The following is a 15066-nucleotide window of genomic DNA, read 5'->3' on the forward strand; positions in this document are numbered from 1 at the left end:
CCGCCGGAGGCGAAAGTATAATCCCGGCTACTGCTGGAACCTGACGGGCAGAGCGGCGATCAGCGCGTCGCAGAGCGCCTTGTGGGCCTTGTCCACGTCCTTGTCGGTCAGGGTGCGCTGGGCGTGGCGGTAGGTGACGCGGTAGGTCACGTTCTTCTCCGCCGCGCCTTCTTGGGCGCCCTCGGGCACGAAGAGGTCAACCACGGCCGCTTCTTCCAATATCCCGATCTTCTGCCCGGCCACGGCGTCCAGCACCGAGGCCACGGAGAGCGCGGCGGGCATGACCAGGGTCATGTCCCGGCGGGAGGGCGGGAACTTGGGCAGCCCCTGGAAGCGGATGGAGCGGCCGTCGTGCAGGGCCATGAGGGCCTCCAGGTCGATCTCGGCCATCCAGAGCTCGGCCTTGACGCCGAAGCTCTCGGCCACGTCGGGCAGCACGCGGCCCATCTCGCCGATGCGGCGGCCTCCGTAGGATATCTCGACGCAGGGGGCCAGCCAGGGGTGATCCTTCTTGACCGCGCACACGGGCGCGCCAAGTCCCAGGGAGCCCAGCAGGTTCTCCACCAGGCCCTTCAGGTCGGAGTAGTCGGCCTTCTCCTCGGGCCAGGGGAAGGCGGTGAAGCGCGCGCCGTGCAGGGCCAGGGCCAGGCGGTGGGACTCGCGCACCGTGGTCTCGCTGGCCTTGTCGGCCTGGAAGACCTTGGCCACCTCGAACAGGCGCAGGTTCATGTTGCCCTGGTTCAGGTTGTGGCGCACGGACTTGAGCAGGCCGGGGGCCAGGGCGGTGCGCATGACGTTCTGGTCTTCCGAGAGGGGGTTGGCCACGGGCACGCGGCCCTCGTCGGGCAGGCCCAGAAGGTCCAGCTCCTGCTGGCCCACGAAGGAATAGTTCACGGTCTCGCGCAGGCCCGCGCCGGCGGCCCAGGCCTTGATGCGGCGCAGGAAGGGCACCTCGGCCCCCAGGGTGTCGGTGATCTGGAGCTGCTTGACCATGCGCGGCATCACGGCGGGGATGCGGTCCATGCCGTAGACGCGGCCCACCTCCTCGATGAGGTCCACCTCGCGCTCCAGGTCGAGCCGGGCGGGCGGGGGCGTGACGGTCCAGGCCTCGGAGGCCTTGGCCTCCACTTCGCAGCCCAGGCCCAGCAGGGTCTTGCGGCAGAAATCGGGAGTGACCTCCACGCCCAGCAGGGCGGTGGCGCGGGCCGGGCGGAAGCCCAGCGACGTGCTGACCCAGGGCGCGGGCTCGTCGCAGGCCACGCCGGGCAGCACCGTGCCGCCGGAGACCTGGGCCATGAGCGCGGCCGCGCGGTTCATGGCGAAAAGGGATGCGGGCTGGTCCACGCCGCGTTCGTAGCGGTAGGATGACTCACTGGAGATGCCCAGGCGGCGGCCGGTCTTGCGGATGGTGGCCGGGTTGAACACGGCGCACTCCAGCAGCACCTCGGTGGAGTCGGCGTTCATCTCGGTGTTCTCGCCGCCCATGACGCCCGCCAGGGCAACGGGCTTCTCGGCGTCGCAGATGAGCAGGTCGCTGCCGGTAAGGGTGCGCTCCTGGCCGTCCAGGGTGGTGAAGCGCATGCCGTCGGCGGCGCGTTTGACCACGATGCGCCCGCCCGCCAGCAGGTTGCGGTCGAAGGCGTGCAGGGGCTGGCCCAGCTCGAGCATGACGTAGTTGGTGACGTCCACGATGTTGCTCACCGGGCGCTGTCCCATGGCCGTGAGGCGGTAGCGCATCCAGGCCGGGCTCTGGCCCATGGCCACGCCCTTGAGGATGCGGGCGCGGTAGACCGGGCAGAGCTTGGGGTCCTCGATGGTGACGGAGACCAGGGAGGTGGCGTCCTCGCCGGATTCGCTCAGCTGGAAGCGGGGCAGGGTCAGGGGCAGGCCGAAGGCCATGGCCGTTTCGCGGGCCAGGCCCAGGATGGAGAGGCAGTCGGCGCGGTTGGGCGTGATGCCGATCTCCAGGATGGTGTCGTCGAGGTTCATGGCCTGGGCCAGGGTGATGCCCGGGGTAGGCGCGCCCTCGATCACCAGGATGCCCTCGGACTTCTCGGCCAGCCCAAGCTCCGACTCGGAGCAGATCATGCCGAAGGATTCCACGCCGCGGATCTTGCTCTTCTTGATGGTCAGCCCCCCGGGGAGGACCGTGCCGACCTTGGCCACGGGCACGCGCTGGCCGGCGGCCACGTTGGACGCGCCGCAGACGATCTGGAGGGGGGCGGCTTCGCCCACGTCCACGGTGCAGACGGAGAGCTTGTCCGCGTCGGGGTGCTTCTCGCGGGTGAGCACATGGCCCACCACCACGTCGGCGGCGGCCGCGAAGGGGCGGCTGACGCCCTCCACTTCGAGGCCGAGCATGGTCAGCCTGTCGGCCAGGGTATCGACGGGACCCTCGTAGGGGACGAACTCACGCAGCCAGTTCAGAGAGAGAAGCATATGCAAAGCCTCCGGCGGAAGGACGCCCCGCGAGGGGTGCCCGGCCCGCCCGGTCATCGAGATCGAGGTAGGTCCGCCGGGCCAGACGCATTACGCGCCCCGGCCGCTAGGCGAACTGGCCCAGGAAACGGACGTCGTTTTCGAAAAAGAGCCGCAGGTCGCCCACGCCGTACTTGAGCATGGTCACGCGCTCCACACCCATGCCGAAGGCGAAGCCGGAATGGACCTCGGGGTCGATGTCCACGGCCTTGAGCACGTTGGGGTCCACCATGCCGCAGCCCAGGATCTCCACCCAGCCGGTGGACTTGCAGACCCGGCAGGTCTGGCCGTCCACGTGGCCCTTGCCCTCGCACATGACGCAGGAGATGTCGACCTCGGCGCTGGGCTCGGTGAAGGGGAAGAAGCTCGGGCGGAAGCGCACAAGGGTGTCGGGGCCGAAGATGCGGTGCACGAAGAAGGTCAGGGTGCCGCGAAGGTCGGCCATGGTCACGCCCTTGTCCACGAGGATGCCCTCGATCTGGTGGAACATGGGGGAGTGGGTGAGGTCGGAATCCCGGCGGTAGACCTTGCCCGGCGCGATGGCGGCCACGGGGGGCTTGCGGGAGAGCAGCGTGCGCACCTGCAGGGGCGAGGTGTGCGTGCGCAAAAGGACGTTGTCCCCGATGTAGAGGGTGTCCTGCATGTCCCGGGCGGGGTGCTCGGGAGGGAAGTTCAGGGCTTCGAAGTTGTAGAAGTCGGTCTCGATCTCCGGGCCGGAGACGATCTCGAAGCCCATGCTCTGGAAGGCGCTGGTGATCTCCTCCGACACGATGGTCAGAGGATGCAGCCCGCCCAGGGACGGCGCGCGTCCCGGCAGGGAGGGGTCGAACCCGGCGAGCATGGCCTCGTCCTGGGCGCGCTTGAGGGCCTCGAGGCGCAGGGTGTACTGCGCGGTGAGCGACTCCTTCACGGAGTTGGCGGCCTGCCCCGCGTCGCGCTTCTCCTCGGGGGTGAGCCCGGGGAGCTTGGCCATGATCTGGGCCAGGCGGCCCTTGCGCCCCAGGAAGAGCACGCGCAGCTCTTCCAGGTGCTCGAAGGAATCCGCCCGGCCGAGGATGCTCTTGGCTTCCTCGGCCAGGGCGGTAAGCTCTTCGACGAGGGCTCGGCCTGAACTCACTAGTTCACCTTGGCCTTGGCCATCTCGACCAGCTTGGCGAAGCCGATCTTCTCGCGCACGGCCATGTCGGCCAGGACCTTGCGGTCCAGTTCGATGCCGGCCAGGTTCAGGCCGTGGATGAACTTGCCGTAGCTCATGCCGTTCTCGCGGGCGGCGGCGTTGATGCGCATGATCCACAGCTTGCGGAATTCGCGCTTCTTCACCTTGCGGTCGCGGTAGGCGTAAGCCAGGGCGCGCTCGACGTTTTCGCGTGCGGTTTCGTAGAGCACCGAGCGGGCGCCCACGAAGCCTTTGGCCATCTTCAGATACTTTTTGTGCCGCTTGTGGGCGGCGAGTCCGCGTTTAACGCGCATGGTTTCGTCCTCCTTGGAGCAAGGCCCGCGGGATGACACCTCGCTGGGGCTTCTCCACAAATTGAAAAGCGTACGTAGCCGCCGATGCCGCGGCAGCCGTTCCCTCGGGCCAGCCGGAAGAATCCGGCCGGTCGCAGGGTCGGCCCTGCGTCCGTAGGCGGCCTTCGGCTAGGCGTAGGGCATCATCCGCCGGCAGGCACGCTCGTTGGCGCTGTCGACGATGGCCGAGGGCGACAACTGGCGCTTCCGCTTGGCGGTCTTCTTGGTCAGGATGTGGCGCTTGTTCTGCCTGCGACGGCGGAACTTGCCGGTGCCGGTGACACTGAAGCGTTTCGCGGCACACTTGTTGGTCTTCATCTTGGGCATTGTCGTCCTCCTGAAAATACTGCCCGCTCCGGGTTTATTCTCCCCGCAGCGGGCGGCACGCCGTAACCTGCGTGATATGTTGTGCGCTAAGGTTTCTTTTTCACCGATGGAGCAAGCATCATGTTCATGACGCGCCCCTCGAAGCGGGGCTCCTGCTCCACCTTGACCAGATCGCCGAGGTCAACCACGATGCGCTCGAGGATCTTGGCGCCGCGGTCCTTGTGGACCACCTCGCGCCCGCGGAAGAACACCGAGACCTTGCAGCGGTCGCCTGCTTCCAGGAAGCGGCGGATGTGCTTGAGTTTGGTCTGGTAGTCGTGCTCGTCGGTCTTTGGCCGGACTTTGATTTCCTTGACCTGGATGACCGTCTGCTTCTTCCTGGCTTCCTGTAGCTTCTTCTGCTGCTGGTATTTGAACTTACCGTTATCCATGATCCGGCAGACCGGGGGATCGGCGGCAGCGGCGACCTCGACCAGGTCCAGGCCTTTCTCCTGGGCCAGTCGAAGGGCCTCGCTGGTGGGCAGAATTCCCAGCTGGGAGCCGTCGTCGGCGATCACCCGCACTTCGCGAGCGCGGATCTGATGGTTGCAGCGTGCGGCGTCACTGGCAGAAGTTATAGCGCATTCCTCCTCGTTTGAATGGGGCCTGGCAGTCCTCGAGAATTTTCGAGGCCACGTCTTCCACTCCCATAAGTCCTAAATTCTCACCCGAGCGCAGGCGGACGTTTACGCCGCGCGCTTCGAGCTCCTGGTCCCCGATGACGAGCATGTAGGGGATTTTCTCCATTTGGGCCTCGCGCACCTTGTAGCCGAGCTTCTCGTTGCGGAGGTCGGCCTCCGCGCGGATGCCCGCATCCCGCAGGCGCTCCAGCACGAACTGTGCGTAGGCGTCGTGCGCGTCGGTGACGGTGAGGATTCTCGCCTGCACCGGGGCCAACCACGTGGGAAAGGCTCCCGCCGTGTGCTCGATGAGCACACCCAGGAACCGTTCAACCGCGCCGAGTATGACCCTGTGCAGCATGACCGGCCGGTGTTTCTCTCCGTCCTGGCCGGTGTAGGTCAGGTCGAAGCGCTCCGGCAGGGTGAAGTCGCACTGGATCGTTGCGCACTGCCACCGGCGATCTAAAGCATCTTTGAGTTTAATGTCAATCTTGGGCCCGTAGAAAGCTCCGTCGCCCTCGTTGACCGTGTAGGGCAATCCGGCGGCGTTCATGGCCTGGATCAGGGCGTTGGTCGCCAGGTCCCAGGCTTCGTCGGAGCCGATGGACTTCTCGGGGCGCGTGGAGAGCTGGGCCTCGAAATCGAAGCCGAACAGGCCCACCACGTCCTTGACGAAGGTTATGATGCCGATGATCTCGTCCTGCAGCTGGTCGGGGCGGCAGAGGATGTGCGCGTCGTCCTGGGTGAACTGGCGCACGCGCAGCAGGCCGTGCAGCACGCCGGACTTTTCGTGGCGGTGCACCACGCCCAGCTCGAAATAACGCTGGGGCAGGTCCCGGTAGGAGCGCAGGCGGGACTTGTAGATCAGCATGTGCGACAGGCAGTTCATGGGCTTGATGCCGTAGGCCTGCTCGTCGATCTCGGTGAAATACATGTTCTCGCGGTAGTTGTCGTAGTGCCCGGAGCGCTCCCAAAGCTCGCGCTTGAGAATCTGCGGGCCCTGCACGATCTGGTAGCCGCGGCGCAGGTGCTCCTTGCGCTCGAAATCTTCGATGATGGTGCGCACCAGCGCGCCCTTGGGGTGCCAGATGGCCATGCCCGCGCCGGCCTCGTCCGAGAAGCTGAAGAGGTCGAGCTGGACGCCCAGGCGGCGATGGTCACGCTTCTTGGCCTCCTCCAGGCGCTGGAGGTAGGTCTTGAGCTCCTTGGGGTCGGCGAAGGCCGCGCCGTAGATGCGCGAAAGCATGGGGCGCTTCTCGTCGCCGCGCCAGTAGGCGCCTGCCACGTGGGTCAGCTTGAAGGCCTTGAGGAAGCTGGTGGAGGGAACGTGGGGGCCGCGGCAGAGGTCCGTGAAGGCGCCCTGGGTGTAGAGCGACACGGTGTCCGCCGGAATGTCGGCCAGCACTTCGAGCTTGTAGTCCTCGCCCATGGACTTGAACACGCCCTCGGCCTCGTCCTTGGAGACAGTCCGGCAGGAGAAGGGGTGCCCCTGGGCCACCAGGCGCTCCATCTCGGCCTGGATGCGCTCCAGGTCTTCCGGGGTGAAGGGGCGCTCGAAGGCGAAATCGTAGTAGAAGCCGTTCTCGATGGCCGGGCCGATGGTCACCTGGGCGCTGGGGAACAGCGACTTGACCGCCTCGGCCAGCACGTGGGCTGCGGAGTGGCGGATGACCTCGACGCCCTCGGGGCTGTCGGAGGGGATGGGAGTCAGCTCGGTGCAGGTGTCGGGCAGCGGGGCGTAGAGGTCCAGAAGCGCCTCGCCGCAGCGAGCCACCACCGTGTTCTTGAAGGCCTTGCCGGAGAGCGCCTTGGCGAGCACTTCCCCAACTTTTTGGCCGGCCTGTGCCTCAACAGTCTGATCACCGACGCGGACGTTCACGATATCGCTCCATCCCGGGAGGCGTACGGCTTCCCAAGTCGAAAAAAAGGGAGGCGGGGCCTCCCTTAAGGTCAATGGTAGGACCGAGGAGATTTGAACTCCTGACCCCTTGCGTGTCAAGCAAGTGCTCTCCCCCTGAGCTACGGTCCTGCAGGGAGGAGACAAATGCCCAAACCAGGCCGCGAAGTCAAGGGGTTTCTCCCGCCGGCGAGTACTTTTTCTTTTCAGCCGCTCAAGCCCAGTCAAACCGCCGGCAGGCTCACCGTGAACTCACAGCCCTTGCCCTGCTCGGACACGGCCCGGATGTCGCCCTGGTGGTCCTGCAGGATGCGGTAGCACACCGAGAGCCCCAGGCCCGTGCCCCGCTCCTTGGTGGTGTAGAAGGGGTTGAAGATCTGCTTGAGCTGCTCGGGCGGCAGGCCCGGCCCGGTGTCGCGCACGATGATCTCGGCCGAATTTCCGGCAAGCCTGGTGGTCACGGCCACGCGCCCGCCCTCGGGCATGGCCTCGGCCGCGTTCTTGACCAGGTTGATGATCACCTGGCGCAGCTGCGCCGGGTCGTGCTGCACGGGGGGCAGGCCCTCGGCCAGGTCGGTGTGCAGCTCGATCCTGCGCGCGGCCAGCTCCGCCTCCATGAGCTTGAGGGTGTCGGACACGGTGGCGTTGAGCTCCAGCGGTTCGAGCTTGGGGGCCGAGGGCCGCGTGAAGTCGCGCACCTCCTCCAGGAGGGTCTCCAGGCGCTTGGCCTCCTCCTCCACCAGGCGCAGCTTCTCGTGCTCCTTGCTGTCCGCGTCCAGGGTGCGCCGCACCTGCCGGGCGAACCCGGCCATGAGCATGAGCGGGTTCTTGATCTCGTGGGAGATGCGGGATGCCGCCTCCCCGATGGCGGCGAAGCGCTCGGAGCGGATCAGGCGCTCCTGCGTGTCCAGCAGGGTGCGCAGGTTTTCGGTGATCTTGTCGCGGGCCTCGCGCAACTCGTGGGTGCGGGCCTCCACCTCGGACTTGAGCGCGCTGGACCAGCGCATGGAGAAATACACGGTCACGGCCAGGCCCATGAAGACCACGGCCTGGAAGGCGGCCACCATGAGCATCTCGCGCCGGGCGGCCTGGCCGATGATGCCTTCCACCTCATCCATGGGGGCCACGACGGCCACGCCCCAGACCAGCGGGCGGGGCTGGTCCGGCGCGATGCGCGCCGGGGTGTAGGCGATGAGCTTGCGCACCTCCCCCCGCGCGCCGCGGTGCCAGCCGGAGACGTACCAGTCCACGCCCTCCTGCCCCGTGAGGATCTGGTCGCGCATGATGGTTTCGATGCGGGAGTAGTCCAGGTTCGGGTCGCGCCCGATGCGGGCCTGCACGGCGTCGCGGCCGATGAAGTCCTCGATGTAGTGGTCCAGGAAGATGCCCCGCTGGTCCAGCACCCAGGCGTAGCCGGTCTCGCCGGAGCGCACGTCGTGGGCGTAGCGTTGGGCCACGCTCATGGCGTCCACGACCATGAACAGGGAGCCGGGCCTGTCGGGGGCCGCGCCCACGGGCCAGTAGCGGGTGGCGACGCGCACGATGGTCTTGCCCTTGAAGGGGCCGGAGGCGGGCGTCTCGCACGGGCCGTAGAGCGCCTTGAACGGGGTGGCGGTGCCGTCGGCCCAGTCCAGGAAGGGGGTGTAGTCAAGGATCAGGGGCTCCTCCACAGGGCCGCGCTCATCGTAGAGGGTCACGTTCTGGGAACCGGGAGGCGAATAGCCGATGGCCAGCACGTCGCTGGAGCGCAGGATCTCCAGGAAGGGGGGGATGGCCCGCTCCGGGGTCTGCATGATCTCGGGGTGCTTGTGGCCGATGTTGGACAGCTCCAGCAGGCTGTCCTGCAGGTAGGCGAAGTGCTGGGTGATGTCCTGGGCGACCTTCTGGGCCAGGATGAGCTGCTGCTTGTTGAACTGGCGCGTGGCCACGGCCTGCAGCTCGCTCTGGGCCCGCTGCCCGATCCACCACATGACCGCGCCCAGGATCAGGAGCGCCGTTGTGGCGAGGATGACGAACTTTCGGGTCATGGCGGCATCCTTATGCGAGCTTGCTCAAGGCATACAGCATCCCGGAGGCTTGGGCAACGGCGGCGAGGCTCCGCTTGATACGTCGCGGGGCAGAGAGTATGCTTCACAATCCAAAAGGAGGGATGCTGCATGAAACGTGCGGACACGATCTTCGCCCTGACGGGCATGGCCCTCTACATCCTGGCGCTCACATGGCGATAGGCAGGCCGGCCACCCTGGCGATGGCTTCGGGCCTGATTCTGGCATGCCTGCTGGCTGGCGGCTGCGGGGGCGCGCCCCGCTACGAGCGCCACGGCGCCACCCCGGCCCAGCAGGAGCAGGACAACGCCGACTGCGCCTGGGAGGCGGCCAAGGCCACCGGCAACATGCCCGGCACCGGCCGCGAGGAGCGCGTTCAGGAGCTTATGGACGCCTGCATGCGGGCCAAGGGCTACGCGAAGCACTAGGCCCGTGCCCGGCATGCTTCGGGCGCTGCCAAGCGGCAATCCGGCCGGTGCGACGGCAGCCAGCGGGTCCGGACCTGCCGAGGCGATCTGGTTCCCGCAACGCGATGCGACCGCTTGAGGCCGACTGGACGCGCTCCTGGCGCATCACGGTTAGAGCAGGTCGTTGCCGCGCAGGTAGGCGTAGCCCGCCGGGGTGCAGATGTAGCCGCGCACCACGTCGCGCTGGGGCTGGCTGAGCCGGACCTTGGCCACCAGGCCGGAGGCGAAGGCGTCGTAGAGGTTGGCGCGGGCGTGATGCTTGAGGATGTATGACTTGGGCACCGCCTCCCCCATGAAGGAGAGGCGCGAGGCCAGGTACACGTCCTTGACCAGCCTGTCGGTGGCCGTGGGGTGGTGCGGCGGCTCCTCCTGGGTGTAGGCCCGCCACATCAGGCGGCCTTCCTCGCTGAAGCGCACGCCCTTGATCTTCTGCCCGAAGGACCGGAGCTTCACCTTCTCCAGCACGCCGTCCTTGAGCAGCTTCCCGGCGGCCTTCCCATCGAAGAACAGGACGTGCTCCTCGGGGGTTATCCCCTGATATTTCTTGATCTTGTCGAACTGGTCCACAACCCGCAGCAGCAGGGCCTCGGATTCTGAGAACTCGCGCATGGCATCCCTCCCCAGGGGTGACGGTGCGAGCACGATACGAAAAACGGCCCTGGGCGTGGTTACGGGAGTGTGACGGGGGCCACGCCGCGTGTGACATTTGCAGAAACGCGGGGCGGAAAAGCAAAAGGCCAGGCATTTCTGCCTGGCCTTGCATGATCGGTGGTGCCGAAGAGAGGACTCGAACCTCCACGGAGTTGCCCCCACTAGACCCTGAACCTAGCGTGTCTACCAATTCCACCACTTCGGCGCGGGAGAGAGGCTTCTAACAGCGGCGGGCGAGAGGATCAAGTGGAAATCGAGGGTCTGTGGAGGTTTTTTGCCGCCCCCCGCAAAAGCGGAAAGGCCAGGCATTTCTGCCTGGCCTTACCTGAAAAGGGTGGTGCCGAAGAGAGGACTCGAACCTCCACGGAGTTGCCCCCACTAGACCCTGAACCTAGCGTGTCTACCAATTCCACCACTTCGGCACGGGAGAAACGCTTCTATGCGCCTCCGAAGTGTTTGGCAAGCCCTTTTTTATGCCCCTGTGATTTTTACTCGGTTGATGCCGCCGCACGTTTCATATACCTCCTGGTGCGGGCATCCCGCCCCTCTGGAACCCCCATGATCGTAGCCCGAACATTCGACGAACTTGAAGGCGTCCTCAACGGATGCTGCCTGACCATAGGCAATTTCGACGGCGTCCACGTGGCGCACCAGAAACTCCTGGCCCGCACCCGCGAACGCGCCAAGGCCCTGAACGTGGTCAGCCTGGCCCTCACCTTCGAGCCGCACCCCCGCAGCGTGCTCCTTGGCAAGAACGACCCCCCGCGCCTGACCACACCCGAGGTCAAGCTGGAGCTCATCGCCGCCACCGGCATCGAGGCCTGCATGGTCCTGGCCTTCACCAGGGCCTTCGCCGCCCTGGAGCCGCAGGACTTCGTGCGCGACTGCCTGGTGCGCGAACTGGGCATGCGCGAGCTCATCATCGGGCACGACTGGGCCTTCGGCAAAGGCCGCAAGGGCGACTACAACACCCTCTCCGCCCTGGGGCGCGAGCTGGGCTTCGCCGTGGAGCGCCTCGGCCCCGTGCTGGTGGACGACGCCGTGGTCAGCTCCACGCGCATCCGCGACATGCTTGGCGCGGGCGACGTCTGGGACGCCAAGCCCCTGCTGGGGCGCTTCCACAAGGTGCGCGGCGAGGTCATCCACGGGGCGGACCGGGGCGGCAAGCTCCTGGGCTTCCCCACGGCCAACGTCAACGCCCAGGGGCAGCTGCTGCCCATGGGCGGGGTGTACGCCGTGTGGGTGACGCGCGGGGAGGACGTCTGGGCCGGGGTGGCCAACCTGGGCACCAACCCCACCTTCGGCGGCGGGGCGCTCTCAGTGGAGGCGCACATCTTCGACTACGCGGGCGACCTCTACGGCAAGGAGGTGGACCTGCACTTCGTCCAGCGCCTGCGCGCCGAGAAGAAATTCTCCGGCATCGATGAGCTCAAGGCCCGCATCGCCGAGGACGTGCGGCTGGCCAAGAGGATTCTGGCCGCGCCGGAATCCGCGCTGTAGGGCGCGGAGGGAACGGCGGAGGGATACAGAGGATAATAGCCTCCGGCGGGCAAAGGGAGTTCCTCCCTTTGCAATCCCTTTCCGCTTCGCGTTGGGGGCGGAGGGATTCAGCGCTATTGGCGGCATTGTCTTCTTCGCGGGTGATGGGGTGTCCCCTTCGGCTTTGTCCCGCCCACGTTATTTCCGACGTCTGCGGCAACGCGCTCAAGCCTCCCCTTCACGGCACATCCGCGCTGAACCATATCGGGTGGGTGATCTGCCGTGTTGAGCCCCGGCCAAGGATATTCTTTCGATATGTCCGACGGCCGGGGCTCAGGACGGCAGGCCACCCAACTTGAAACAACACAATGTAAAAAGGCCGGTCCTCTCGGACCGGCCTTTCTTCATTCCATCTTCGCGCGCTCAGGCACGCACCCAAGCGAACGTCCGTAATTATATGGGATTCCAAAGGGAGGAACTCCCTTTGGCCGCCGGAGGCTTCACCCCGGCAAACCTCCCCTCATCCGGCCCTATTTGGCCTCCACGAACTTACCGCCCTTCACGGTGACCATCACCATGGAGTCCGTGGTCAGCCCGTTGTGGTCCTGCGGGGTGGTGTTGAACACGCCGGACACACCCACCACGCCCTTCAGGTTCTGAAGCGCGTCGCGCAGGGGCTCCCTCTCGGGCTTGCCCGCCTTCTTGAGCCCCTCCACCAGCAGGGTCAGCGCGTCGGCGGCATAGCCGGAGTGGGTATTCATGGGGAATTTGGCCTGCAGGCCCTGGTCCGCGTAGTTCTTGACGAAGGCCGCGATGACCTCCTTCTGGGGGTCGCCCGCGGGCAGGCTCTCGGCCACCATGAGCTTGGTGGCGGGCATGACCACGCCCTCGGCGTTCTCGCCCGCCAGCTTGAGGAAGTTGGCCCCGGCGATGCCGTGGGACTCGACCAGCAGGGGCTTGTCCCCGGGCAGGGCGGCGAAGTTCTTGGCCGCGATGGCGGCGGCGGGCCCGATGGTCCAGATCACCACGGCCTGGGGTTTGGCCATGACGACCTTGAAGGCCTCGGCCGAGAAGTCGGTGCCCTTTGAGTCGATGTTCTCCTCGGCCACGATGGTGATGCCGTTGGCCTGGGCCAGGGCCTTGAGCGCGTCGGAGCCGTCCTGGCCGAAGGGGTCCTTGGCGGTGAGCAGGGCGACCTTGGTCAGGTTGTGGGCCTTGAGGTGGGCGTAGATCTTCTCCACGGCGGTGTTGGTGCGCTGGGGCACCTTGAAGGTCCAGTCGAAGGGGCCGTACTTGCCGCCAGCCACGATGGCGTCGCCGCCCACGGTCATGATGGTGGGAATCTTCTGCTCCTCGGTGTACTTCTTCACGGCCATGCCCTCACCCGTGGAGGTGGGCCCGATGAGCGCCAGCACCCCGTCGGACTCCACCAACTGGCGGGCCATGCGCAGGGCCACCTCGGGGGTGGACTGGGTGTCGTAGGCGATCATCTTGAGCGGACGGCCGAGGATGCCGCCCTTGTCGTTGATCTGCTTGAGGGTCATCTCGGCCACCAGGCGCGTGGCGGTGCCAATTTCGGCGGTGGGGCCGGATTCCGCGAAGATGCCGCCTATCAGGATGGGTTCCGCTGCGAAGGCGCTGCCCGTCAGGCAGAGCAGGACAACAAGGGACAAGAACAAACGCGGCATACGTCCTCCGGATGGTGATTGGTTTCGGAGGCTTTACACTCGTTTCGCCGCAGGGGCAACCAGGCGCGGCAGCCAGGCCAGGCCGCCCGTCTCCCGCCAGTAGCCCGCCAGCAGGGCCGTCGCCAGGATCAGGCCGTGCACCAGCATGGTGGCTTCGCCCAGGGAATGGAACGAGGAGATGAGCGCCTCCAAAAGGACGACGGCCAGGAGCGGGCGCACCAGGCGGCCCGGCCCGCCGATGACCAGGAAGAGCAGCGTCTTGAGGGAGAGGCCCAGGTCGAACTGCCCGGGGCTGATGAACCCCGTGGAGTTGGCCAGCACCATGCCCGCCAGGGCGGAGAAGGCCCCGCCGATGCCGAAGGACACGGCCCGCACGCCCAGGCGGTCGATGCCGCAGGAGGAAGCCGCCAGGGAGTCGTCCTTGCAGGCCAGCAGGGCGCGGCCCAGGCGCGAATCGCGCACGGCGGCGAAGATGTAGCCACCGAGGGCAAGCAGGAAGAGCAGTGCGGCGAAGTTGGCCCGGTCGCCCTTGAGCTCGCCCAGCAGGGGCAGGGAGGGGCTCACTGAGACCATCATGCCGTTGGACCCGCCGGTCAGGGGGGCGAAGGCCAGCACCAGGTTCACGAAGATCAGGCAGAGGCAGAGCGTGGCCATGGCCAGGAAGCCCTCGCCGAGCTTCTCAAGGGGCTTGCTGATCCAGGCGGCGGCGAAGAAGGCGCAGGAGGCCACCGCGGGCACGATGACGAGCGTGCCCTGCGGCAACAGCGAATGCAGGATCACGGAGCCGTAGGCGCCCAGGCCGCAGAACGCGCCCGAGGCCATGGAGGCCTGCCCGCCCAGGCCCAGGCAGAAATTGAGCGCCAGCACGTTGAGCGCCAGGAACAGGTGCTGGTTCAGCGCCAGCAGGTGCACGTTGGGCAGGAACGCCCCCACCAGGGCCACGGCGGCCAGGAAGGCGGCCAGGGAGCGGACTTCGCGGCGCACCGGCTAGACCTTCTGCTGCCTGCTCTGCGGGGTGGGGGCCAGCACCAGCAGGGCCACCAGCAGGGAATAGGTCAGCGTCTCCTTGAGGTCGGCGCTGAAGGCCAGGGTCAGGCAGGCTTCGATGACGCCCAGCAGCAGCCCGCCGCAGAAGACTTTGCCCAGTGAGGTGTAGCCGCCCAGGGTGGCGGCCACGAAGCCCTTGAGGCCCAGGCCGAAGCCCATGTCGTAACGCAGCATGGTCTGGGGGCCGATGGCCATGGCGGCCAGGGCCGAGAGGATGCCCGAGAGCGCGAAGGAGAGGGCCTGGGCGCGCACAGGGTTCACGCCCTGCAGCCGGGCGGCCAGCGCGTTCATGGAGACGGCGCGGATGGCGCGCCCCGTGCGGGTGAGGCCCAGGAAGGCCGAGAGCACGGCCACGCTGGCCACGGCCAGCACCAGGGCGGTGACGGTGTTGGGCCCGAGGAACACCGGGCCCATGCGCAGCGCGGGCATGGCGACGAACTGTTCGAGCTTGAGCGGGTTCTTGCCCCAGATGAGCACCGCCGCGCCCTGCCAGATCAGGCTGGCGGCCACGGTGAGCATGAGCTGGCGCAGGGGCTGGGCCAGGAGCATCACGCCGAGCGTGGTGGAGTAGAGCAGGTGGCCCAGCAGGAACCCGAACACGCCGGTGGCCAGCAGGGCGGAGACAGGGCCGAGCTGGAGGGTCTGCGACAGGCTGAAAAGCACAAGTCCGCCCAGGAGGAGAAGCTCCCCCTGGGCGAAATTGATGAGCCTGCTCGAATTGTAGATCAGGCAGAAGCCCAGGGCCATCAATCCGTAGACCGCTCCGAGAGCCAGCCCCGAGTTGACGGCCTGGGCCAGGTACAGAACCAGCACGCGCGC

13 protein-coding genes and 3 tRNA genes are annotated in these 15066 nt (G+C 66.9%); 2 read left to right on the forward strand and 14 right to left on the reverse strand.

Annotated elements, in window-relative coordinates:
* Positions 1–27: 27 nt before the first annotated feature.
* The 8 genes from pheT to MLE18_RS13165 form a co-directional block, all read right to left on the reverse strand.
* Positions 28–2439, reverse strand: coding sequence for a phenylalanine--tRNA ligase subunit beta (gene pheT, locus MLE18_RS13130; RefSeq protein ID WP_243439260.1), 2412 nt, complete (start codon positions 2437–2439; stop codon positions 28–30).
* Between the two features lie 106 nt (positions 2440–2545).
* Positions 2546–3595 carry a phenylalanine--tRNA ligase subunit alpha gene (gene pheS, locus MLE18_RS13135; protein WP_243439261.1) on the reverse strand — a complete coding sequence of 350 codons (1050 nt, stop codon included), beginning with the start codon at positions 3593–3595 and terminating at the stop codon, positions 2546–2548.
* Complete coding sequence (gene rplT, locus MLE18_RS13140) at positions 3595–3948, reverse strand: 50S ribosomal protein L20 (protein WP_243439262.1); 354 nt, start codon at positions 3946–3948, stop codon at positions 3595–3597. Before rplT ends, pheS begins: the two co-directional genes overlap by 1 nt.
* A gap of 168 nt (positions 3949–4116) precedes the next feature.
* A complete protein-coding gene (rpmI, locus tag MLE18_RS13145; protein WP_243313936.1) occupies positions 4117–4314 on the reverse strand; it encodes a 50S ribosomal protein L35 in 198 nt (65 codons plus the stop codon).
* 86 nt (positions 4315–4400) lie between these two features.
* A complete protein-coding gene (gene infC / locus MLE18_RS13150; protein WP_243439338.1) occupies positions 4401–4931 on the reverse strand; it encodes a translation initiation factor IF-3 in 531 nt (176 codons plus the stop codon).
* Complete coding sequence (gene thrS / locus MLE18_RS13155; protein ID WP_243439263.1) at positions 4915–6852, reverse strand: threonine--tRNA ligase; 1938 nt, start codon at positions 6850–6852, stop codon at positions 4915–4917. The genes infC and thrS overlap by 17 nt, the downstream gene beginning before the upstream one ends.
* A 75-nt stretch (positions 6853–6927) precedes the next feature.
* Positions 6928–7002: transfer RNA gene (locus tag MLE18_RS13160), tRNA-Val, on the reverse strand.
* Between the two features lie 92 nt (positions 7003–7094).
* Positions 7095–8897 carry a sensor histidine kinase gene (locus tag MLE18_RS13165; RefSeq protein WP_243439264.1) on the reverse strand — a complete coding sequence of 601 codons (1803 nt, stop codon included), beginning with the start codon at positions 8895–8897 and terminating at the stop codon, positions 7095–7097.
* Positions 8898–9088: 191 nt separating this feature from the next.
* Here MLE18_RS13165 and MLE18_RS13170 point away from each other — a divergent pair, with 191 nt between their 5' ends.
* Positions 9089–9343, forward strand: a complete 255-nt coding sequence (locus tag MLE18_RS13170; RefSeq protein WP_243439265.1) for a hypothetical protein — start codon at positions 9089–9091, stop codon at positions 9341–9343.
* Positions 9344–9493: 150 nt separating this feature from the next.
* Here MLE18_RS13170 and MLE18_RS13175 read toward each other — a convergent pair whose 3' ends face one another.
* The 3 genes from MLE18_RS13175 to MLE18_RS13185 form a co-directional block, all read right to left on the reverse strand.
* Positions 9494–9991 (reverse strand): hypothetical protein, encoded by a 498-nt coding sequence (locus tag MLE18_RS13175; RefSeq protein WP_243439266.1) that lies wholly within the window; start codon positions 9989–9991, stop codon positions 9494–9496.
* A gap of 160 nt (positions 9992–10151) precedes the next feature.
* A tRNA-Leu gene (locus MLE18_RS13180) sits at positions 10152–10238 on the reverse strand.
* Between the two features lie 130 nt (positions 10239–10368).
* A tRNA-Leu gene (locus tag MLE18_RS13185) sits at positions 10369–10455 on the reverse strand.
* A gap of 136 nt (positions 10456–10591) precedes the next feature.
* Here MLE18_RS13185 and MLE18_RS13190 point away from each other — a divergent pair.
* The gene (locus tag MLE18_RS13190; protein WP_243439267.1) at positions 10592–11533 is read left to right on the forward strand and encodes a bifunctional riboflavin kinase/FAD synthetase; all 942 of its coding nucleotides are present in this window, start codon (positions 10592–10594) and stop codon (positions 11531–11533) included.
* A gap of 509 nt (positions 11534–12042) precedes the next feature.
* Here the strand turns inward: MLE18_RS13190 and MLE18_RS13195 are convergent.
* From MLE18_RS13195 to MLE18_RS13205, 3 genes are read right to left on the reverse strand one after another with little or no spacing between them, the layout of a single operon-like run.
* On the reverse strand, positions 12043–13200 hold the full coding sequence (locus MLE18_RS13195; RefSeq protein ID WP_243439268.1) for an ABC transporter substrate-binding protein: 1158 nt from the start codon (positions 13198–13200) through the stop codon (positions 12043–12045).
* 33 nt (positions 13201–13233) lie between these two features.
* On the reverse strand, positions 13234–14184 hold the full coding sequence (locus MLE18_RS13200; protein WP_243439269.1) for a branched-chain amino acid ABC transporter permease: 951 nt from the start codon (positions 14182–14184) through the stop codon (positions 13234–13236).
* Between the two features lie 3 nt (positions 14185–14187).
* Positions 14188–15060 (reverse strand): branched-chain amino acid ABC transporter permease, encoded by an 873-nt coding sequence (locus MLE18_RS13205; protein WP_243439270.1) that lies wholly within the window; start codon positions 15058–15060, stop codon positions 14188–14190.
* Between the last annotated feature and the right edge of the window lie 6 nt (positions 15061–15066).

Origin of the sequence: Fundidesulfovibrio soli (assembly GCF_022808695.1) — a bacterium.
Taxonomy (GTDB): Bacteria; Desulfobacterota; Desulfovibrionia; order Desulfovibrionales; family Desulfovibrionaceae; genus Fundidesulfovibrio; species Fundidesulfovibrio soli.

Excerpts from the sequence above, each read along its gene's own strand:
- pheT (WP_243439260.1), bottom strand. The coding sequence starts at position 2,439 with ATGCTTCTCTCTCTGAACTGGCTGCGTGAGTTCGTCCCCTACGAGGGT.
- rplT (WP_243439262.1), bottom strand. The coding sequence starts at position 3,948 with ATGCGCGTTAAACGCGGACTCGCCGCCCACAAGCGGCACAAAAAGTAT.
- rpmI (WP_243313936.1), bottom strand. The coding sequence starts at position 4,314 with ATGCCCAAGATGAAGACCAACAAGTGTGCCGCGAAACGCTTCAGTGTC.
- MLE18_RS13165 (WP_243439264.1), bottom strand. The coding sequence starts at position 8,897 with ATGACCCGAAAGTTCGTCATCCTCGCCACAACGGCGCTCCTGATCCTG.
- MLE18_RS13170 (WP_243439265.1), top strand. The coding sequence starts at position 9,089 with ATGGCGATAGGCAGGCCGGCCACCCTGGCGATGGCTTCGGGCCTGATT.
- MLE18_RS13175 (WP_243439266.1), bottom strand. The coding sequence starts at position 9,991 with ATGCGCGAGTTCTCAGAATCCGAGGCCCTGCTGCTGCGGGTTGTGGAC.
- MLE18_RS13190 (WP_243439267.1), top strand. The coding sequence starts at position 10,592 with ATGATCGTAGCCCGAACATTCGACGAACTTGAAGGCGTCCTCAACGGA.
- MLE18_RS13195 (WP_243439268.1), bottom strand. The coding sequence starts at position 13,200 with ATGCCGCGTTTGTTCTTGTCCCTTGTTGTCCTGCTCTGCCTGACGGGC.